Origin of the sequence: Bradyrhizobium sp. USDA 223, assembly GCF_044909005.1 — a bacterium.
Lineage (GTDB): Bacteria > Pseudomonadota > Alphaproteobacteria > Rhizobiales > Xanthobacteraceae > Bradyrhizobium > Bradyrhizobium yuanmingense.
The window spans coordinates 713,874-734,520 of the sequence record NZ_JBIYDR010000001.1; the positions used below are offsets into that span (position 1 = coordinate 713,874).

The 20,647-nt window shown below is 61.4% G+C and carries 17 protein-coding genes and 5 pseudogenes; 11 read left to right on the forward strand and 11 right to left on the reverse strand.

The window, feature by feature from the left end; translation table 11 throughout:
- Positions 1-716: 716 nt before the first annotated feature.
- On the reverse strand, positions 717-1,901 hold the full coding sequence (locus tag ABIA40_RS02850; RefSeq protein WP_404538961.1) for a TlpA disulfide reductase family protein: 1,185 nt from the start codon (positions 1,899-1,901) through the stop codon (positions 717-719).
- Between the two features lie 373 nt (positions 1,902-2,274).
- Positions 2,275-2,539: pseudogene (locus ABIA40_RS02855) on the reverse strand (winged helix-turn-helix transcriptional regulator); the annotation flags it as partial.
- Positions 2,540-2,947: 408 nt separating this feature from the next.
- Between ABIA40_RS02855 and ABIA40_RS02860 the strand changes: the two are divergent.
- From ABIA40_RS02860 to ABIA40_RS02870, 3 genes are all read left to right on the forward strand, one after another.
- Positions 2,948-3,493, forward strand: coding sequence for a TlpA disulfide reductase family protein (locus ABIA40_RS02860; RefSeq protein WP_404538964.1), 546 nt, complete (start codon positions 2,948-2,950; stop codon positions 3,491-3,493).
- A gap of 591 nt (positions 3,494-4,084) precedes the next feature.
- Entirely contained in the window at positions 4,085-4,279 is a 195-nt protein-coding gene (locus ABIA40_RS02865) for a hypothetical protein (protein WP_225156309.1), read from the forward strand.
- A gap of 14 nt (positions 4,280-4,293) precedes the next feature.
- A complete protein-coding gene (locus tag ABIA40_RS02870; RefSeq protein WP_225133385.1) occupies positions 4,294-4,713 on the forward strand; it encodes a hypothetical protein in 420 nt (139 codons plus the stop codon).
- A gap of 368 nt (positions 4,714-5,081) precedes the next feature.
- On the opposite strand, the gene ABIA40_RS02875 is transcribed toward ABIA40_RS02870, so the two are convergent.
- The 4 genes and pseudogenes from ABIA40_RS02875 to ABIA40_RS02890 form a co-directional block, all read right to left on the reverse strand.
- Positions 5,082-5,405 (reverse strand): hypothetical protein, encoded by a 324-nt coding sequence (locus ABIA40_RS02875; protein WP_225125086.1) that lies wholly within the window; start codon positions 5,403-5,405, stop codon positions 5,082-5,084.
- 37 nt (positions 5,406-5,442) lie between these two features.
- Positions 5,443-7,124: pseudogene (locus tag ABIA40_RS02880) on the reverse strand (PHP domain-containing protein).
- On the reverse strand, positions 7,125-7,409 hold the full coding sequence (locus tag ABIA40_RS02885) for a hypothetical protein (protein ID WP_404538968.1): 285 nt from the start codon (positions 7,407-7,409) through the stop codon (positions 7,125-7,127).
- A gap of 60 nt (positions 7,410-7,469) precedes the next feature.
- Positions 7,470-7,558 (reverse strand): annotated as a pseudogene (locus tag ABIA40_RS02890) (DNA ligase); the annotation flags it as partial.
- 564 nt (positions 7,559-8,122) lie between these two features.
- Between ABIA40_RS02890 and ABIA40_RS02895 the strand changes: the two are divergent.
- The 3 genes and pseudogenes from ABIA40_RS02895 to ABIA40_RS02905 form a co-directional block, all read left to right on the forward strand.
- Positions 8,123-8,344 (forward strand): hypothetical protein, encoded by a 222-nt coding sequence (locus tag ABIA40_RS02895; protein WP_404538971.1) that lies wholly within the window; start codon positions 8,123-8,125, stop codon positions 8,342-8,344.
- Positions 8,345-8,350: 6 nt separating this feature from the next.
- Positions 8,351-8,803 (forward strand): hypothetical protein, encoded by a 453-nt coding sequence (locus ABIA40_RS02900; RefSeq protein WP_404538974.1) that lies wholly within the window; start codon positions 8,351-8,353, stop codon positions 8,801-8,803.
- Positions 8,804-9,834: 1,031 nt separating this feature from the next.
- A pseudogene (locus tag ABIA40_RS02905) lies at positions 9,835-9,993 on the forward strand (ABC transporter); the annotation flags it as partial.
- A gap of 100 nt (positions 9,994-10,093) precedes the next feature.
- On the opposite strand, the gene ABIA40_RS02910 reads toward ABIA40_RS02905, so the two are convergent.
- Positions 10,094-10,990, reverse strand: coding sequence for a LysR substrate-binding domain-containing protein (locus tag ABIA40_RS02910; protein WP_404538977.1), 897 nt, complete (start codon positions 10,988-10,990; stop codon positions 10,094-10,096).
- Positions 10,991-11,098: 108 nt separating this feature from the next.
- Between ABIA40_RS02910 and ABIA40_RS02915 the strand changes: the two are divergent.
- The 5 genes and pseudogenes from ABIA40_RS02915 to ABIA40_RS02935 all read left to right on the forward strand — a co-directional run bounded on the left by ABIA40_RS02915 (position 11,099) and on the right by ABIA40_RS02935 (position 16,813).
- A pseudogene (locus tag ABIA40_RS02915) lies at positions 11,099-11,849 on the forward strand (SDR family NAD(P)-dependent oxidoreductase).
- Between the two features lie 24 nt (positions 11,850-11,873).
- Positions 11,874-12,713, forward strand: coding sequence for a transketolase (locus ABIA40_RS02920; RefSeq protein WP_404538980.1), 840 nt, complete (start codon positions 11,874-11,876; stop codon positions 12,711-12,713).
- On the forward strand, positions 12,710-13,720 hold the full coding sequence (locus ABIA40_RS02925) for a transketolase family protein (protein ID WP_193374973.1): 1,011 nt from the start codon (positions 12,710-12,712) through the stop codon (positions 13,718-13,720). The genes ABIA40_RS02920 and ABIA40_RS02925 overlap by 4 nt, the downstream gene beginning before the upstream one ends.
- A 178-nt stretch (positions 13,721-13,898) precedes the next feature.
- Positions 13,899-14,924, forward strand: a complete 1,026-nt coding sequence (locus tag ABIA40_RS02930) for a TRAP transporter substrate-binding protein (RefSeq protein WP_225125202.1) — start codon at positions 13,899-13,901, stop codon at positions 14,922-14,924.
- Positions 14,921-16,813 carry a TRAP transporter large permease subunit gene (locus ABIA40_RS02935; RefSeq protein WP_404538983.1) on the forward strand — a complete coding sequence of 631 codons (1,893 nt, stop codon included), beginning with the start codon at positions 14,921-14,923 and terminating at the stop codon, positions 16,811-16,813. Before ABIA40_RS02930 ends, ABIA40_RS02935 begins: the two co-directional genes overlap by 4 nt.
- A gap of 40 nt (positions 16,814-16,853) precedes the next feature.
- Here the strand turns inward: ABIA40_RS02935 and ABIA40_RS02940 are convergent, their stop codons facing one another.
- The 4 genes from ABIA40_RS02940 to ABIA40_RS02955 are packed head-to-tail and all read right to left on the reverse strand — an operon-like array spanning position 16,854 to position 20,646.
- Positions 16,854-17,744, reverse strand: a complete 891-nt coding sequence (locus ABIA40_RS02940; protein ID WP_404538986.1) for an SMP-30/gluconolactonase/LRE family protein — start codon at positions 17,742-17,744, stop codon at positions 16,854-16,856.
- Between the two features lie 31 nt (positions 17,745-17,775).
- Positions 17,776-18,876, reverse strand: coding sequence for an ABC transporter ATP-binding protein (locus ABIA40_RS02945; protein ID WP_404538988.1), 1,101 nt, complete (start codon positions 18,874-18,876; stop codon positions 17,776-17,778).
- Positions 18,877-18,886: 10 nt separating this feature from the next.
- Complete coding sequence (locus ABIA40_RS02950) at positions 18,887-19,726, reverse strand: carbohydrate ABC transporter permease (protein ID WP_404538991.1); 840 nt, start codon at positions 19,724-19,726, stop codon at positions 18,887-18,889.
- Positions 19,723-20,646 carry a carbohydrate ABC transporter permease gene (locus tag ABIA40_RS02955; RefSeq protein ID WP_404538994.1) on the reverse strand — a complete coding sequence of 308 codons (924 nt, stop codon included), beginning with the start codon at positions 20,644-20,646 and terminating at the stop codon, positions 19,723-19,725. The genes ABIA40_RS02950 and ABIA40_RS02955 overlap by 4 nt, the downstream gene beginning before the upstream one ends.
- Between the last annotated feature and the right edge of the window lies 1 nt (position 20,647).

Sequence of the window (20,647 nt, forward strand, 5' to 3'; positions counted from 1 at the left end):
TCGAATGCAACTTTTAGCTTCATCAAGTGTGAAGCTGTAGCCGAGGCTCTTTCGGATCGCGACAATCGATGCAAGGCCGGTAGCAGTTGGTTTTACGCGTTCGAGCAGACACCCTCGTTCCCCAGATCGTTGACGAATCGCTCTACGTCAGTTCGCGACACAGCCAGTCTCCGTGAATTTGCTCAAAGTCGCCAACCATCTCGGGCTCACAAGCAATCGGTACCGACGCCGTGAACAAGGCAAGAGGCGTTGAAGATTGTTGATTTTTCGCTTTTTCTGACCCTACGTATCGTCCACTTGGTGACACTTTGTTGCCGAACTGACAACCGGCCCGCTAGGCGGGACGAGGTTTTCGTTGTCGGTGTCCAAACGCAGCGGCTTGGGGCGATATCAAAGGGCGGAATGGACGACTTCGGACGTTGCTGATCGTTGGTGCGACCTTGATTCAAGTTGCTTGACGAGTTGAATGCCCCGCTCTGCATTCGGACTGCAAAGACGACCGATCATGGTCGCATCCGTGGCACTCGCCAACAAGATTTGCCGCGCATCATCTAGGCCTTGCTCGTCAAGGCGCGGCATTTAACAGGCGCCGGCGGCAATGTTGAAATCTTGATCGAAGGAACACTCCAGCCGAGGCAAGGTGCAAATCTGGATGAACCTTGAACGACCACTGGCCGCCAGAGAAATGGATGATGGCCAGCGAGCAATTCCGACACTCACCCTTCTTTTTGTTGTTTGCTCCGTTGCCTGCGCTTTGACGCTGTCGGAAACCCGTCTTGCGGAGTTGCACAAACAGTCCCATAGCAAGCCTTCTCACCCTTGTAGTTGGCCAGCGCTTCGACCAACGTCGACATGACGTCCTGTTTCAGTTCGTCGGGGATAGGCTCAGGACCTCCTAGCGAGTTCAACGCCACCTCGATCAATTCGATCGCGCGATCCTTGTTGCCGCTCTCATAATAATACTGAGCGACCGTCCCATAGGACAGGTACTTAAAGCCACCGTCCCCTTGCGGAGGATTCAGCGCAAGAATGTGTTCGGACAACTCTTTGCCCATCGCGAGGCGCTCGGCAGACGGGAAGTGGGAGTTGTCATTCGCCGGATCAAAGAGTTGGCGCAGCGCCCACTCCATCCACTGCTCATCGTTTTTGTCGATCGCGTCGCGAGCGAATTGCCTCAAAACCGGCAAGCCGGTCTGCAAGTTGCGCAGTTTGTGAAGCAACAGTTCCGCATGGAGCGCGCGGAAGCGGAGATCGTCCGGCATCACCGCGACGGCCTCTTCAACCGTCGAAAGCGCCTTTGCCCAATCCTCCGCCTCCATCGCCGGCTGAAGCTTGGCGAGTATAGGCTCAGTCAGCGCCCGCTTGCGCTTCATTTCGCGCATTTCGCGTCGTCCGCTGTCGATCCGCTCTGTATCGGCGGCTTTAGCTTCATCGCTGGTGCGCCAGCTGCCGTTAAGAATTTTCGGCAAGACGTCATCGAGCTGTGTCGGAAAACCGACAAAGGCGATGCGGCCGTCACGGTCAACGACGAACGAGGTGGGAATCCCGACAGAAAAGCTGGGATCCATCCAAAGCTTGTTCATTTCGCCTGTGGAGTCGAACCCGATCCGAAAGTTCAGGTTCGAGAACTTGTCGGTCAACCACGCGTCCAAGCTTGTTCGGGCTTCGTCCGCCGTTGGAGCTTGTTCGTAAGCTGCGACGCCGAGCAGCTCAAGTCCGCTGTCTTTGTATTTCTCTTGCAGCTGTACTAGATGAGGCATCACTGCCGTACATGGCCCGCACCAAGTTGCCCAAAATTCGACGATGTACACCTTCCCGGGCTGGAAGCTTGTGAGGGGCTCGCCGCGCAGCCAATTCTCCACCTTGATCGGAGGAGCCGGGGACTCCATGCGCAGCACCATGTTGTTCTCCAAAACTATTGCCACTCGTTGCGCGACTTTGTGCGCTAGCCCGTCTCTCTCAGAAACGGAGCACCCCTTCAAGAGAAGGAGAGCATCACTCGTTTTGCGCATCTGATGTGCGCTCAGCCCTCACTCCGTGTTTCTGCATCCAAATAGCAACAAGCGTGCCATCTCGGTCAGCACCCATCAAGCGCCTGATTACGCTTTGAAAACTCCAAGGCGCCCCAAACGCAGCCGGTGTTTTGAACCTGACAAATTTGTCCCGTGTCAGACGTTGGACACGGAATCCAAGAGGGGTGAGCGCTTGGTCATGCGATCCGATCCGGCAAGATCTCGTGTCTAGGACTGCCGCCGCCCTAACGCATCATGTAGCAATGGCAGACAGGATCGATTTCGCAAGGGAGGCGCGCTCCCGTTCCAGGGTGACCAGCACAAGCATTTGAATAGGTCTTCCCACCGCCTTCGGCGAGACGATTGAGACGTCGGTTTCGATGATGCCCTCAGAGCGGAGCCTCTTCAGTCGTCGTTGACAGGGCGGTAGCAGGAAGCCCGGCCATTTCGCCGAGCACCTCGGAAGTTAGGCGGTTGTTCTTTCGCACAATCTCGAGGATGTGGGCGTCTACTCGATCATATCGCATGATCAGCTCCCGCCTGAGGTGAATTCCGCCGTGAAATTCTATGCGATGCAGGAAATCGTCCAAACCTCGGGAAAGTGCGCCGCAAATAGGTTCAGGACAATGCACGCAGACGACATGGCACAGACCTTGCTCACAGACCTTGCTACTGGAGTGCGGCAATAGCGAACGAGTGCTGGTGCAAACGGATGCGCACCACCCGAAGCTCTGCTTCCTTGAACGGATGTAACCCCTCATGAGGGAAAACCTTCCTGCTTGTGACTTGGATCGTCCTCGCGCTTAGCGGCGGCACCGACATTCGCCGCGGATCTCGCTGGGAAGCCCCCATGCGGCAAGCCGGTCGCGCCTGCGATCAGAGATCAGCTACACAAAAAGTCGCCCAAGGTCGGGCACTAAGTTTTGGAGAGTAACATGGTGCTCGGATTAGAATCTCCAGCTCCTCCGATCAAAGTGGAGAACTGGCTGCGTGGCGAGCCCCTCTCGAGCTTCCAGCCTGGGAAGGTGTACATCGTCGAGTTTTGGGCAACTTGGTGCGGACCGTGTGTCGCGGCGGTCCCGGAACTGGTGCAGTTGCAAGAGAAATACAAAAACAGCGGCATTGAGGTCCTCGGACTCGCGGCTCTTGAACGCGCTCAAACAGCGGACGAGGCCCGAGACAAGTTGGACGCCTGGTTGACTGAAAAGGTACCGAATCTCAATTACCGGATCGGGTTCGACTACACAGGCGAAATGGAAAAGCTCTGGCTGGATGCCAGCTTGTCTGTCGGGATTCCCACCTCGTTCGTGGTCGACCGTGACGGCCGCATCGCCTTTGTCGGTTTTCCGACACAGCTCGATGACGTTTTGCCGAAAATTCTGACCGGCAGCTGGCGGACCAGCGATGAAGCTAAAGCCGCCGAAATAGAGCGGATTGCCGAAAACGAGCGTATAATGCGCGAAATGGAGCAACAAGCCTGACTGAGCCGCTTTTCGCCAAACTTAGGCTAGCGATGGAGAGATTGGGCGAAGCCGCGTTCTGCCCTCGAAGAGGCGTCGCTCTAAGGCCGGATGAGCTTAACGTCCGTCTCCTCCATGCGGATCCGTTGCTTCGAACGGACCGGGTTTCCAGCTGCGAATGAATTTGTTCGCGGTGATCGACAAATACTGTGGGCTGTGGATGGAAGGGGGACGAGTGCCTCGGCACTTTTAGCTATACGGTGTGCGGTCCCATTGGCGACAAAGGATGCGTGTGCGAGTCATCAAGAGGCCCGCCTACAAAAGTGGTTCATCAGCGGTGGCGCCTAAAGCTAGCGCTGTCCCCACGACTGGACTGCACCCCTGCAGTGAGACACGATAATTACAGTGAGAGTGGGTTGTCGTGAATCGTTACCGCGCGTTGTTTTGCGCGAACGCTGCTTCGAACCGAATAGGTTTGCGAGCGGGGCATCGGCACCCGTAATCTTGCACCCGTTTCTAGTTCGGTCGTATTTTCCACAAAGGCTAACATGCCCGAATCCACACGCCGGCAAAACCGGGCTAAGATTGGATTTTCCCTTCTGGGGGCACCTCATGTTCGATACGGCAACCATCGCGCTTTTGCGCGCGGTCCTTGATCAAGTGTGCGAAAGCGTCTTAGGACGACAGATCGGCGCACGTACGCACGTTGCTTCGAAGATCCTGGAAACCGGGGGCGAAGTCTCACGCGAGAGGCTTAGGCAGATTGGGCGAGATGCCCTTTCGCACGCGCCCACGATGTGGCGTTGATCGGGGGGGCGGACGTGAACTTCCAAGTCACGGTCCTCAAGATCCTGGTGGCATATCCGGATGGGTTTGCCGTGATGGAGGACCTCAAGAGGGACATGGCCATCCTGGCGACCAGCGGACGCGATTGGGCGGACCGGACCAGACGCCTCGCGGCGCGGGTGCCGGATCTCGACATCTGGTCACAAGGGCTCATCGAACGCACAAGCGGTGGTTGGAGGCTGACTTCCAAAGGGCGGGAAGTGCTTGAATTTATGGAAGCCCGACCGATGCCGGAGCCAATCCAAGCGGCGGCGGCCAGCGAGACGACCCCGCCGGTAGCCGAAATAGCGGCGGTTCCTCCACTGACGCAGCCCGCCGACCGTGCGAAGCTGCGGCGCGAACGCCGTGAACGCCGCCGCGAAGCCCGCGAACGAGCCAGGGCGAACGCCTCCTAGTCAAAGAAAAAGCCGCCAGCGGAGCTCGGCGGCTTAATAGTCCCGGACTGTCGATTGCCTCCCCAGCCCCAAAGCGTACCGCCGCTACCTTGTTTGCGGTCATGCCGGCCCGATCTACCGACCGTTTTTCGATTCGGCCATCAGGCGGCCGAGTTGTGCACCGAGCTCTTACAGGCCCGGTAGGGCCAGAAACGAAGTGGGCGGGAGGCGCACCCGCACGATATCGCCGGCCACGACCGCCCCTCCAACCCGCACCACGCCCAGCACCCCACATCTGAATGCAGGGCCCCTTTCCGCCGACGAGTGCACGCGCCGCTTAAGGCCCGCCCGGAAGCGGTCTATCAGGACACAGGGCGTCCGGAGGCCGGTCAACTCGACGATGGCTGTGGGCCCGAGTTCGATGAAGTCCCGAGCGGCATCCGTTCGAGGTCCAGGCCTGCATTGGTGATGTTCTCGCCGAGCTCTCCGGCTCCGACCACGAAACCAGCCTTCGAGAGGGATGCGAAGAGCTCGAATGGGATCAGGTGGACCTGCCGCAGGTTGGGAAGCCGGGGTCGGCGCCGGGCGAGATAGCGGTGCCCGACGAAGGGGCCGGCGTGGGCGTCGCCTTCGACGCCACGGCCTTCAACCAGCACGATCTGATCCCGTGACGGCTTGCTGAAGTGGTGCCCGCGATCGGCGGCGACCGCCACCACCTTCCCTCGAGCGAGAGGTCGTGCGCGTGCGACATCAGGCAGCGCGGGCGAGGGAGCGCCGCTTCTGTCGCAGGTAGCGCGTGATTTCTGGCAACGTCATCGCGTTCAGGATCCGGTCGGCAGGGACGCCGCCCTTGCGGGCCATCTGGACGCCCCAGTGCATGTGGTCGAGCTCGGGAATCGAGTGCGCGTCCGGATTGATGCTCAGCATGCAGCCAAATTCGAGGGCGGCCTGCTGCCAGCGCCAATCCAGGTCAAGACGCCACGGATGAGCGTTGATCTCGACGACGACGTCGTGCTTCGCGCATGCCCGAAGCACCTTCTCGACGTCGATTTCGTAGCCAGGTCGACGCTGGAGTTGTCGTCCGGTCATGTGGCCGATGATGGTGGTGCAAGGATGGGAGATCGCCCGAAGCAGGCGCTGCGTCTGTGCCTTGCGGTCCAGCTTGAAGCGGCCATGGATGCTGGCGACGAGGAAGTCGAAGCGTTCAAGCACCTCGTCGTCATAGTCGAGCGACCCGTCCGCCAGAATGTCGGACTCGATGCCTTTCAGGATCCGGAAATCCTTGCCGAAGCGCTTGTTGAGCCGGTCGGCTTCCCGGTGCTGCTGCGCGATCTCTTCCACGGAGAGACCCCCGGCATAGTGGGCGGACTTCGAATGGTCGGCGACCCCGAAATACTCGAAGCCGCGCTGGTGGGTTGCCTTCGCCATCGACTCCAGGGTCTCGATGCCGTCGGAAGCATCGGTGTGGCAGTGAAGGATTCCGCGCAGATCCTGGTCGGTGACGAGCTTCGGCAACTTGCCCTTCAGAGCCAGCTCGACCTCGTTGCGCCCCTCCCGGAGCTCGGGATCAATGAAGGGCAGCCCGAGAGCGTGGTAAATGTCGGGTTCGTCGCCGGCGATCAGCGGGCGGCCCTTGTGCAAGCCGTCGGCCTCCAACCGCATTCCCTTCTTAGAGGCTATCTCTCGGAGCTGCTCGATGTGAGCGGTGGAGCCGGTGGCGAAGAGAAGGGCGGCGCCGAAGTGTTTGCGGTCGGACAAGCGGATCCGCAGCCCATCGGTCTGAGCAGGCTCCGATGTCTTGCCGCCCCTGGAAGCTTCCGCAACGATCGCGAGGTCGCCGACGAGCTCGCAGCCTCGACGGAAATCGCCGGCGATTGTTACGCGCTTGAGCTCGGGATGGGCCTTTCGGATCGAATCCTTCGCTTGCGCAAGCAGAGCGGCGGCACGGTGCAGGTGGAGGCGGCCTTCTCCGCTTTTGGCGATCGCCGATTCTGCAGGATCTTGGTCTGCAGCGCGGCTCCGAGCCCCTTGGCCTTGTTGATGCGGTCCTCCTTGGCAGCGTCCTCCAGCTCCGCGAGCGAGCCGATGCCGAGATCCTTGTAGAGGCGCAGCACTTTGTCCGGACGCAGACCCGGCACGGCAAGCATCTCGAGCACCCCCTCAGGAATCTCCTTCCGCAGCTTTTCGAGGCTCGGATGAGTGCCCGTCTGGTGAAGTTTGGTGACAATGTCGGCGATAGCATCGCCGACGCCCGGGATCTCCGTGAGACGATCTTCGGCGATGACCGCGTCCAGCGGGACGACAAGGGCGCCCAAGCTATCGGCGGCCCGAGAATAGGCTTTTGCACGGTAGGGGTTGCCGCCACGCAACGCGGTGCGCTGCGCATATTCTCGCAGGAGTCCTGCTATGGTGCGAGCGTCGAGGGAAGTCACTCAACGGACCTCCTGCCCCGCGCGATGAGGACTCGTTGCGGCAAAGCGAGTTCGAGGGGCCATGTCGTCGTTGGGCCGACTCTCCAGAGATCTCTCGAGCTTCTGCGCTGCCCGGAAGTCTTCCAGGTGTTGCGTGTTTGGGCCGTAAGCCGCCTCCTTCTTGAGGAGGTTATAGATCCGGCCGACCACAAGCTGCAGGTGCTTCATCCGGCCCTTCGGCATCGATCGGGCCTTGCAAAGAGCTCGGACGGCGTAGGGGCGGAAATAGTCGAATGCGTCTGACATGATCGGTAAACGCCTGTTCCCGCCGATAGTTCTGCCGCCAAGGCTGTCACACGCGCCCTGTCAAAGGTCCTCGGGTAGTCCTTGAAAGGCGGGTGCCGCACCTTCCCCTCCGCCGGCTTTGCCCGATACTCGACCTCGGCGAGCGACTTCGCTGTTCTGCTCATCCGGCTCCACGGCTCGCGCTCAATTCGTCCTAAATCGGTGACGGCTGTTGCGCCGCGCGCCGAGCGGCCCGTGACGGGCCATAAGCGATCCATAAGGCCGCTCTTCGGTGGGCCCGATTGTGTGTTCACTGGCTGGACAGTAGTCCGGGAAAATCACAGGAACCTGCGGTGGTCGATCGCAATCTCCTCGAACCTGTTGTGATCGACACAAAGGGCCAGCCGGTCAACCTCGGGTGGGGTCTTTAGTACACGGGTCACAAAGCGGGCCAGAGACGGGTGAACTTAACATTGGTGCGGCAGTGACAGGCTGCACGGCAGCACGCAATCGATCGAGAACCCGCACTGCTCGTCATGGCCCCGCACCGTTATGTCGATATTCGGCCGAGCTCGATCAAGCTGAGGCGATCGTCAGGGACGTCGGAGCAAGCCACTGCACCGTCCTATGCCCATGATTCAGAGCGATAGAAGGTGTCGCAGTGGCAATTGGGCAAGTTAGGAACGAGGGCTCGGATTCCACATTGCTTATGAGGTGCAATCGGGAGTCTCAGCATGGCAGTGCAAATCGTGATGGATCACAGCGGCGACAGCCAGCACTTCTTCGACAACTCCAATGCAGAAGCATTGGTAGAGGCGGAAAGGCTTTTTCTCCAATTTACCAGCACAGGATATACCGCGGCGGTGCGGAAGGGGCCCGGTGAGGTAATCCGGATCACCGCGTTCGATCCGACGGCCGAAGAGACATTGTTCTTACCGCGGCTCGTGGGCGGGTGAGCACCGGTGAAGAAAAGGATCGTTCGCATCGGCCCGTGGACCGTCCGGAGCTTGGCCGTTGGTAGGCTTTATCAAGCAGCAAAGGAGGAGAAAACGGTTCAGGGTCGAGCGCTGCGACTGCTGCGTTCTTGGCTTTCGCCCCAGCAAAGGGTCGAATTCGATAGGAAAGGATATTTCGACGTCGTGGGGTGCGATACCGGAAAGCGGTACCGCATCCGGCTGGGAACGTCCGGCAACGTCAACGAGATCGACGAATACGGGCGGCTCGGGAAAGGATGGTGCTTCGTTCCGGTGGGCGGCTTGGTCCTGGGCGATGTCATGCTTGCCCAAAAAATAGCTCTTGAATCGGATGAGGCACGGGTCTTGAGCATCGCCAATAGCTTCCCGGGGCCGATCCGTTGGCGCCGACCCGGTACTCGTCCGCCCGAGGGGAGAATTCCGCTCGGACGTGCCGGGTAGAGGCAGGCCGGCGTCGCCGACCGGCCGGCCTTCTGTGCGGCGGCCGGTAGCGTCGTGCGCGAGGCCCGCAGCGTCGCGGCGGCCGAGAAGTTGGCGCGCGAGCGCGGCCACAGCGGCATGGGGATCATGCTCGCAAAGCGGTTTTGCAGGTAGAGATCTGTGCCGGCCGGCTTCCCTGCCATCACCACAAGAGAAGGAAGGAGACCATGCAAAGGGCGCCGATGCCGTCTGTGCGACCGCTTGCAAGTGCGCCGATCTATTCAGAGGAGAGGAGCAACTCAGCGGCACAAAGTGTAGCGAAGTGTGTAGCAGGCGTTTGGCGCGCGCACCCGAACGCGCTGATTTTGTGGGGGCTCTCGGCGTCTTGGCGCTCCCTAGGGTGCCCCCATTGAACCCGCCGGGGTGTCCTATTGAAACCGGGGTTCGAGGTCGCCGATATTTTATCAGACAGTGCAGAATTGCATCGCATCCGAACGACTGTTCCCAGCGGGCACTCAGTTTCGTTCCCGCGGTGATCGTCGTCTCGATGTCTTGCAGCATTTCGCCGAGCCGTTCCGCAAGGCGTTCGAACAGAGCCCGGGACTGCCTGTCCTGGGCGGCCTCGCAAATCGAGCACATTCGGCTTCGTGTTGGCGAATCTTCTCAAGCTGAGCAACGAGTTCTTCCATATCCTATGTGGACAGTCACGCTCGGTACTTCACACCTGCGACGACTTTTAGCGGCCACAGCGGGCTTCTGGGAAATTTCCAAGGTTGGTGTCGCGGTATGGCCGAACCCGGCCGCTAACGCGCCTTGAGGGCGCCCGCGACGGTTCTTAAGGGCGGCCTCGACAATCCTGGGAAGAGACCTGCTTGCCTGCAAACGCCAAGCAGAGCTCGTATGCCCCGACGCATGAATGAACCAGGCGTGCACCCGCCATTCAACCAATCGGGAACCCAAGATCGTAGCCCGGCGACCACAAAGCCGAAAGTACAGGTCAACGAAACCATTTGATGGCGGAAGGAAAAGAACCTGCAACGCACGCTATCTACCTGCTCGCAAAGATCAACGAGACCCTACTCGCGATGGACCAGGCCGGCGAGATCAACCAACTCTGGGACAAGTGGCTCGGTCCGAGCACCGAGTTTAAGATGACACGCACCGACAAGGTCGCGCCGCTTAGCCAGTTGAAGTTCACGCCGCTCCCATGACTTAGTTGGCGCCATTCACATTTGAGCAAGCTATATCCTGAGCCGCCCGCTGGCTGCTCTTTCGCCGGGCGTGTGTACTATCAACGTGGTGCGAAGAACTTCAGCGCGGGGAAATCGCATTTTCGCGATCGAGCTGCGCCACGAGCCAATCTGCAAAGGCTCGTACCGCAGATCTCTGTCGGCTGGCCCGTGGGTAGATCAGGCGATGGCCGACGTAGCGGATATCGTTGGCGCGTCCTGCCAGGGGCGCAACCAATCGCCCGCTCGCCAATTCGCGTTCGGCCAGAAGCATTGATTCCAGCGCTACTCCCAAACCCTCCGCGGCTGTCGCGATCGCGAGAAAGCTGCGATCGAATCTCATGCCGTGGAGTGCAGGGGCCTCCAATCCGTTGGCCGCGAACCATTGGTGCCACTGAACCTGCTTCACGTCGGAGCGGATCAGCGTCTGATCGAGGAGATCGGCAGGCTTCCTGATCGATTTTGCAAGGGCAGGCGAGCAGAGCGGGGTGACCGTCTCCTCCTGGAGAGGAACAACCTCCACGCCCTCCGCGCGCGGCGGACCGTAAACGATATCGATATCAAAATCATCGTTGCTGAAGCGAGCGTAGTCCGTGCTCGCAGCCAGGCGGACTTCGAGCTTCGGATAAGCGGCGAGAAACTGTGCAAGCCGTGGTGCCAGCCATTGTGCGGCAAAGCTTGGCGCGGAGTGGACGCGCACCAATTGCGGACCGCGCGCGGCGACTTCCTCGAGGCCACGGCGAAGCTGATCGAAGGCCGCTCCCGTGTGACGCATCAGATTTTCGCCGGCCGGCGTGAGCCGCACTGATCGTGCGCGGCGTTCGAACAGAACGGTGCGGAGCGTGTCCTCCAGCTTGCGGATCGCGTGACTGACCGCACTCGGCGTCAGGTGAAGCTCATTCGCGGCATCACGGAATGATCCCGTGCGAGCCGCGGCTTCAAAGGCGCGAATTGCCGATATTGGGACATTCGACAGCATTCCATAAGTGAACCAGATTCATCGATCCGTGACAACTGTGCGTTTGTCTGTTGCGCCTCCGCGGTTCATTCTTGGCCTGCCAAGGGAAAAAATTCGCGGGAGGAACTGATGCTGCTCAGCAGTAAGGCGGCCATCATTTCGGGGCGCGGCATCGCCGCGCGGCATCGGGCTTGCCACGGCACGGCGGTTCGCCGCCGAGGGCGCCCGCGTCGCCATTCTCGACGTTGACGCGAGCGCGGCGGCGGACGCCGCGGCGTCGCTTGGCACGTCCCACATTGGGCTGCGATGCGACGTTGCCGACAAATCATCCTGTGAGCAGGCCGTCGCTCGCGTGATGGAAGCCCTCGGGGGTATCGATATTCTCATCAACAACGCCGGCATCACCCAGCCGGTCAAGTTCCTGGATATCTCGCCGGCTGATTGGGATCGCATTCAGGACGTCAATCTCAAGGGCATTCTGTTCCTCTCCCAGGCGGTGATCCCGCACATGCGTGCGCGCAAGTCCGGATCGATCGCCTGCATGTCGTCGGTTTCGGCCCAGCGTGGCGGTGGAATATTTGGCGGCCCGCACTATTCGGCGGCCAAAGCGGGTGTGCTTGGTCTCGCCAAGGCGATGGCCCGTGAATTCGGCCCGGACGGCATTCGTGTCAACTGCGTCACGCCCGGCCTGATCGGCACCGATATCACGGCCGGCAAGCTGACTGACGAGATGAGGACGAAGATACTCGAAGGCATTCCGCTCAATCGTCTTGGCACGGCGGAGGACGTGGCTGGTATTTACACATTCCTGGCCTCGGATCTCTCCGCCTACGTGACTGGCGCCGTGATCGACGTCAACGGCGGCATGCTGATCCACTGAGCCAGCGAGACAAGGTCCAGATCGATGGAAACGCTGACCAACACGCCCAAGCTGACGGACCGCGCCTATAACATTCGCCGCAATGCGCTGCGCATGGGCGAGGTCCAGGGCCAGGGCTATATCGCACAGGCGCTGGACATCTCGGACGTCCTCGCCGTGGCCTATTTTCACGCAATGCGCTACCGGCCGGAAGATCCCTCCTGGGAAGACCGCGACCGCTTCCTGTTATCAAACGGGCACTACGCCATCGCGCTTTATGCGGCTTTGATCGAGGCGGGGATCGTCCCCGAGGACGAGCTCGAAACCTATGGCAGCGACGAGAGCCGCCTGCCGATGTCTGGCATGGCCGCCTACACGCCCGGAATGGAAATGTCGGGCGGCTCGCTCGGGCTTGGGCTCAGTATCGCCGTCGGCATGGGCCTGGGGCTCAAGCGCAAGAAATCCGAGGCGCGGGTGTACACGTTGTTCTCCGACGGCGAGCTCGACGAGGGCTCGGTCTGGGAAGCCATCCAGTCGGCGGGCCATTACAAACTCGATAATCTGATCGGCATCGTCGACGTCAACAATCAGCAGGCGGACGGTCCTTCGACGCAGGTGATGGCGTTCGAGCCGCTGGTCGAGAAGCTTCAGGCTTTCGGCTGGTTTGTGCAGCGGATCGACGGCAATGATCTCGATGCCGTGGTTGCCGCGTTCGATGTCGCCAAGTCTCATCCCGCGCCCAAGCCGCGGATGATCGTCGCCGACACGCTGATGGGCAAGGGCGTTCCCTTCCTGGAGCAGCGCGAGAAGAACCATTTCATCCGGGTCGAGCAGCACGAATGGCAGCTGGCGCTGGCCGCGCTGGAAGCCGGGAGGCAGGCATGAAGACCGTCAGATCAGCACCCCAGCCGGGCAAGCCGCGCCTGACCACCTCGGCCATGATCGCCTCGATTGCGGCGGAGGGACAGAAGACGAAGCCGGCGCCGTTTGGACACGCGCTCGTCGAGCTCGCGCGCAGCCGTCCCGATGTGGTCGGCATGACGGCCGATCTTGGCAAATACACCGACCTGCACATCTTCGCGAAGGAATTTCCGGACCGCTATTATCAGATGGGCATGGCTGAGCAGCTTCTGTTCGGGGCAGCCTCCGGTCTTGCCGCCGAAGGCTTCATGCCGTTCGCGACCACCTACGCCGTGTTTGCATCGCGTCGCGCTTACGACTTCATCCACCAGACGATTGCGGAGGAAGACCGCAACGTTAAGATCGTCTGCGCATTGCCCGGGCTGACCTCGGGCTATGGCCCGAGTCATCAAGCCGCAGAGGATCTCGCGCTGTTTCGCGCGATGCCGAACATGACGGTCATCGATCCCTGCGATGCTCATGAAATCGAGCAGCTGGTGCCCGCGATCGCGGCGCATCAGGGGCCGGTCTACATGCGCCTGCTGCGAGGCCAGGTGCCGGTCGTGCTGGATGAATACGACTACAAGTTCGAGCTCGGCAAAGCCAAGCTGGTTCGTGACGGGAAGGATGTTCTAATCATCTCATCCGGCATCATGACCATGCGTGCGCTCGAGGCTTTGCAAACTCTGAAGAACGACCGCGTCGATGCTGCGGTGCTCCATGTTCCGACCATCAAGCCGCTCGACGCCGAGACGATACTGCGTGAAGCCGGCAAGTCAGGCCGCTTGGTCGTCGTCGCCGAAAACCACACGACGATTGGCGGTCTCGGCGAGGCGGTTGCCGCACTCCTGCTGCGTTCAGGCATCCATCCGCCGTTCCGCCAGATCGCATTGCCGGACGAATTTCTTGACGCCGGCGCACTTCCGACGCTGCACGACCGCTACGGGATCTCCACCGCCGAGGTCGCAAGGCAGATCAAGCAGTGGCTTTAGCGCACCAGCACTAAGCGCCAGTCACGCCGAATCCGAGTGAAGAGTTCCGCCCGCTGCATGTTGCAGCGGGCGAGCGATGGCTGTTGCCCGAATGCGGGCGGTCGAAGAGCCCGGAGAGCTGAAAGCCAGCGCAGGCTCATGTAGCCGCACAACGTCAATACAGGATCAGGAGGAAAACATGACTGTCTCGAAGCTCGGACGCATCAGCCGCCGTTCGCTATTGGTGGGGGCGAGCGCCGTACCTCTCTGCGCGATTCTGACCCGTCCAGCGTCTGCCGCCGAGTTCGTCTACAAGTTCGCAACCGGACAGGACCCGACCCATCCGGTGAACGTCCGCGCGCAAGAGGCGATCGACCGCATCCGCGAAGCAACCAGCGGCCGGCTGGAGATCAGGCTGTTCCCGGCCAATCAGCTCGGGTCCGACACCGAGCTGCTGACCCAGGTTCGCAGCGGCGGCGTCGAGTTCTTCAATCAGTCCTCCTCGATCCTCGCCACTCTGGTGCCGAGCGCGGGCATCGTGAACACCGGGTTCGCGTTCACCGACTACGACAGCGTGTGGAAGGCGATGGACGGCGACCTCGGCACCTACATCCGGGCGCTGATCGCCAAGACACCGATCATGGCGGTTTCGAAGGCCTGGGACAACGGCTTCCGCCAGGTGACCTCGTCCGGCCGCGAGGTGCGCACCCCGGATGATCTGAAGAATTTCCAGATCCGCGTTCCGCCCGCGCCGCTGCTCACTTCGCTCTTCAAGGCGCTCGGCGCCGGCCCGACGCCGATCAACTTCAACGAGGTCTATTCCGCGCTGCAAACCAAGGTCGTCGATGGCCAGGAGAATCCGTTGCCCATCATCGCGACCGCGCGCCTCTATGAGGTGCAGAGCACGTGCAGTCTAACGGGGCACGTCTGGGATGGCTACTGGATCCTCGGCAACAAGCGCGCCTTCGAGCGCCTGCCCAAGGACGTGCAGGAGATCGTGACGCGCGAGCTCGACCGCTCCGCCGTCGATCAGCGTGCCGACATCGCGAAGCTCAGCCAGTCGCTGCGCAACGATCTCTCGGCCAAGGGCCTCAAATTCATCGACGTCGATCGCGCCGCCTTCCGCCAGGCCCTGTCCAAGACCAGCTTCTACGCAGACTGGAAGGGCAAATTCGGCGAGGAAGCATGGTCGCAGCTCGAAAAAGCCGCGGGCCAGCTATCATGACCAGCGTGAGCCATCCGCCCCCCGTCCATGCCGGTGTGGCGGCCAGCGCCCCGCAGGCAGGCCGGCGCAGTTGGGTGATAACGGCGAACACGGTGCTTGGTCATGTCGTGGCGGTTCCGGCAGCACTGCTCGTGCTGGCGGAGATCGCTGTGCTGTCTGCCGGCATCGTGGGGCGATACGTGTTCCGCTCGCCGATCATCTGGTCCGACGAGCTTGCCGGCATTCTCTTCCTCTGGCTCGCCATGTTCGGTTCCGTGATCGCGTTCCAGCGCGGTGAACACATGCGGATGACGGCTATCGTTGGCGTTCTCAGTGCGGAGCATCGCGCGTTCCTAGATGTCGTCGCGGCCGCAGCATCGCTGGCATTTCTTGCGCTCGTTGTCTGGCCGGCCTACGAATTTGCGGCCGACGAGGCCTTCGTCACGACGCCGGCGCTCGAGATCGTCAACAGCTGGCGCGCGGCGGCGCTACCGATCGGCATCGGCTTGATGCTGATCGCCGCGGTTCTCCGGCTGATCCGCATCGCGAGCCTGCGCAACCTGCTGGCTTCGGTCGCGATGGTCGCAGGCATCCTCGCGACGTTCGTTCTGCTCGCTCCCGTCTTGAAGCCGCTCGGCAATCTGAATCTTCTGATCTTCTTCGTTTTTGTCGTCGGCGCAATGGTCTTCGCGGCCGTCCCGATCGCCTTCGCATTCGGCCTCGCCACGGTCGGCTATCTCGCCCTGACGACCAGTACGCCTGACGTGGTGGTGATCGGACGGATGGACGAGGGCATGAGCCACCTGATCCTGCTCGCCGTGCCGCTCTTCGTCTTTCTTGGCCTCCTGATCGAGATGACGGGCATGGCGCGCGCCATGGTCAGTTTCCTGGCGAGCCTCTTGGGCCACGTGCGCGGCGGACTGCACTACGTGCTGGTCGGGGCGATGTATCTGGTCTCGGGTATTTCCGGCTCCAAGGCAGCGGACATGGCGGCGGTGGCTCCGGTCCTGTTTCCCGAGATGCGGCAGCGCGGGGCCAAGCCGGGCGACCTCGTTGCGCTTCTGGCGGCAACCGGCGCGCAAACCGAAACGATCCCGCCCTCGCTGGTCCTGATCACGATCGGCTCGGTGACCGGCGTGTCGATCTCGGCGCTCTTCACTGGCGGGTTGCTCCCGGCCGTGGTGCTCGCGGTCATGCTCGCGGCCGTGGTCTGGTGGCGATACCGCCGCGAAGACCTGTCTCACGTCAAGCGGGCTACCGGCCTGCAAATCGGGCGGGCCTTCGTCATCGCGATACCGGCCATCGCGCTGCCATTCGTGATCCGGACCGCCGTCGTCGAAGGCGTCGCGACGGCAACGGAGGTCTCGACCATCGGCATCCTGTACTCGGCCTGTGCGGGTCTCTTCGTCTATCGCCAGTTCGACTGGCGCCGCATCTATCCGATGCTGGTCGAGACAGCCTCCCTTTCAGGGGCGATTCTGCTTATCATCGGCGCGGCGACAGGCATGGCCTGGGCGCTGACCCAGTCGGGATTTTCTGCCTCTCTCGCCAAGTTCATGACCAGCCTGCCGGGCGGGGTACCGGTCTTCCTAGCGGTGACGATCGTGACTTTCGTGATCCTCGGCAGCGTGCTGGAGGGAATCCCGGCCATCGTCCTGTTCGGTCCGCTGCTGTTCCCGATCGCGCGGCAGGTCGGGGTACACGATGTCCACTACGCGATGGTCGTCGTCCTCGCCATGGGCATCGGCCTGTTCGCGCCGCCGTTCGGCGTCGGCTACTACGCGGCGTGCGCCATCAGCCGCATCAATCCGGACGAAGGCATGAAGCCGATCGTGGGCTATATGATCGCGCTCCTGATCGGCACGCTGATCGTTGCCGCCGTGCCCTGGCTATCGATCGGCTTCCTTTGATGAGTTCGGAAGGAGCCTCGTGAAAACCCTTGCCTCCTGCTCAGGCGAATTTCGGCAGGTGCAGGGGCAGGCCGTCGCAAGGCATATCGATCTGCTCGACCTGGCCCTTGCCGACCTCCGTCACCCGGAGCTTCTTGCCTCCGAGCGTGAAGGCACAGTTCGTCGGCTGAGGCCCATCCAGGATCAGCCGATCTATCACTTCGCCGCGCTGATCCAGCACCGTGACGTTCTTCTGGTTGTAGACCGTGCAATAGAGCCGGCCGTCCGTTCCGAAGGCCATCCCGTCCGGCCCTTTGAAATCCGGATTGGAATCCGGCTGCAGCACGTTGCCGAAGACAAAGCGTTTCGGCACTGCCTCGCCAAGCACGTCATATCGGTAGATCTCGCCGGTGAAGGACGCGTTGGCGTAGAGGTGGTTGTCGGGACCGAAGGCAATGCCGTTGGTGAAGCGGATCTTGCGATCTAGCACGCGGAGCACCTTCATGGCTGCCGGATCGATCTCATACACACGGCCGTCCCAGTCGAGGTCCATATAACCGTCGACGAAGGCCTGACCGTTGATGAAATCCTCGGCGGCCATTCCGGAGTCGGTCATGTACAGCAATCCGTTCGGACCAAAGCAGAGGTCGTTCGGAAACAGAAACCGGTCCGCGCCTTCGCCCTGCATGCGCCGGACCTCATTTCCGCTTTCGTCGATGCAGATCAGCGCCCTGAGCCCGGCTTCCGCGATCCAGATCCGGCCGTGGCCATCGATCGTCAGTCCATTCGGACGGCCACCCGTCGTTCGGATCACGCGGCGATTGCCGCGAGGATCGAGCCGCGTGACGCAAAGGGTCGAGGCGGACATCTCCGTGACATACATCGAGCCGTCGGGCAGGCACACCGGACCCTCCGGCGCGCCAATTCCCGTTGCAAACAGTCTCGACGCCATTCATCCCTCCCGTTCTCGAATGTTGCTCTCGTTATGCGATGACCAGGCCGCTGGCCGGATCGATCAGCACCACGCGATTGAGGTCGATGGCTAGGTCGACCTGCTCGCCATGGCTGCTGACGTCGTGGGCCTGCAGCTCGGCAACCGCATCGACGCCGCCGATCTTGATGGTGGTGAAGGTGCGTGTCCCCGTCGGCTGAATGAGATCGGCAGTGGCCGAATAGGAGACCGCGCCTTCGCGCAATGGCCCGCCGGCCCGACTGAAGTGCTGGGGCCGAATGCCGACGAGAATCTCTCGCCTATCCATACTGGCCAGCGGCCTCGCCTTCGCGCTCGGAAGCGTCAGTTCACCGCCGGACTGAAACACCACTGCGGCGTCGCGGCCGTTTGTCTTGAGGGTCGCGGGGATGAGGTTGATCGAGGGAGAGCCGAGAAAGCCGGCAACGAACCCCGTGCGCGGCTGCTCGAACAGCTCGAGCGGAGCGCCTTGCTGCTCGATCTGTCCCTCGCGCAGCAACACGATGCGGTCGGCCAGCGTCATCGCCTCGACCTGGTCATGGGTAACGTAGATCATGGTCGTCGTGATCTCGTGATGCAGGCGCTTGATCTCGGTGCGCATTTCGTCACGCAACTGAGCGTCGAGATTCGAGAGCGGCTCGTCGAACAGGAACAGGTCGGCCTTGCGAACGATGGCGCGGCCGATGGCGACGCGCTGACGCTGTCCTCCGGAGAGCTGCCGCGGATAGCGCTGGAGGAGATTGCCGATGCCGAGCATCTCGGCGGCTTCACCGACCCGCTTCCTGATCTCGATCTCGTGAGTCTTGCGCGCGCGCAGACCGAAGGCGATGTTCTCGCTGACGGTCAGATAAGGGTAGAGCGCATAGTTCTGAAACACCATCGCAATATTGCGCTCGCGCGGGCGCAAATCGTTGACCACCGCGCCCCCGATGTTGATCGTTCCACCATCCGGATCCTCGAGACCGGCGATGGTTCGCAACAGAGTACTCTTGCCACAGCCGGACGGCCCCACCAGCACAGCGAATTCACCATCGGCGATGGTGAGATCAACTCCCCTGACTGCATGCACGTTGCCGTAATATTTGTGTACTCCGGACAGCTTGACGTCAGCCACTCCGCTCTCCCTAACCCTTGACTGCGCCCAGCGAGATGCCGCGCACGAGATAGCGCTGCATCACCGAGACCGCGACGAAGATCGGCAACGTCCCCAGGACCGACATCGCCGCGATCTTTGCCCAGAAATTCGATTGGCCGCCGAAATAGTGCGTCAGCATGACCGGAAAGGTGATGACCTCGGTGCGCGTGAGCACGAGTGCGAACAGAAAGTCGTTCCAGGCGAACACGAAGGTGAAGACCGACGTCGCCATGAGGCCGGGGCGAACCATCGGGAAGACGACCTTCCAGATCACCTCCCATCGATTGAGGCCGTCGATGAGCGCGCTTTCCTCGAGCTCCAGGGGCACGTCGACGATATAGCCGCGCATCATCCAGATCACGTAGGGAAGATTGAAGGCCGTGTAGAGCAGGATCAGCCCGAAGTAGCTGTCGACGAGGCCGAAATACACGTAGATCAGGAAGATCGGGAAGACGACCGCAATCGGTGGGATCATGCGCTGGGAGATGATCCACATCGCGAGGTTCTCGCCGCCGGTGCCGAACCTGGCAAGGCTGTAGGCGCAGAGCGTCCCGAGAACGATTGCGATGCCGGAACTGACGCCGGCGACGATCAGGCTGTTCAGGATCGCCAGGACGTCGCCATCTTTGAACAAGACGTAATAGTTTGAGAACTGGATCTGTCCGGGAATCCACAAGGGCGGGACGTGGTAGATCTCGTCCGGTGTCTTGAACGAAATCATGAACAGCCAGTAGACCGGGAACAGAAACAGCAGCGTTACGACGCCCGCGCCGAGATAGCGGGCCGTGAGGATCCGGGTCTTTCTCGCCGGAAGCCTGCCGATCCTCATCGCACAAGCTCCATGCGCTTGAGGACCAGGGTCGTGATCAGCGTCAGCAGCGCAATCACCAGGAAGGAGATCGCGGCCGTGTAGCTGGTCTCGAATTGCGAGAAGCCCTGCACATAGGTGTAGAGCGAAATGGTCTCGGTCATCGAGCCCGGCCCGCCTTCGGTGAGGGCCCAGATGACATCGAAGATGCGAACCAGATCGAGGCCGCGGATCAGGCAGGCGACGGCGATCACGGGCGCGATCGCCGGCAGAACGATCGCGCGAAGCACGCGCAGGTACGACGCCCCATCGGTCTCCGCGGCCTCGAGCTGCGACTGGTCAACATTCGATAGTGCGGCGAGCAGCAGCAGGAACATGAACGGCGACCACTGCCAGACCTCGCAGATGATGATCGCCGGATAGACGAAGGCGGGATTGACGGTCCAAAGGATCCGCACTTGCTCGCCGGCGAAGAAACTCAGAATCTGGCCAATCGGTCCGAAGCGGACGTCGAACATCAGACGCCAGGTCGCACCCGCGACGATCGGAGAGATCACCGTCGGAAGCACCAGCAGCGCGACGAAGAGCTGTCGACCCGGCATGCGATCGATGAAGAGTTGCGCCATCAGGAACCCGATCAGCAGCTCCAAGGGGAGGGCGATCGCGGTGATGATGGCGGTGTGGCCGAGCGAAGCCCAGAGGCGGGCATCCCTGAACAGCTCCGCATAGTTCAAGAAGCCAACGAAGGAGGTGTCGTTCTCGGTCATCGTGATGCGCTGGAAGCTCACGATCAGCGAGTAGATCAGAGGGAACAGGCCGACCAGGAGAAGAATCAGAATGGCCGGCGCAACGATGAGATAGGGCAGGCGGTCCTCGAGCATGCGCCCGAAGCGGCTGGGGCGGCGCTGCTCGGCGCCATTGAGGTTCACAGAAACTGTCATC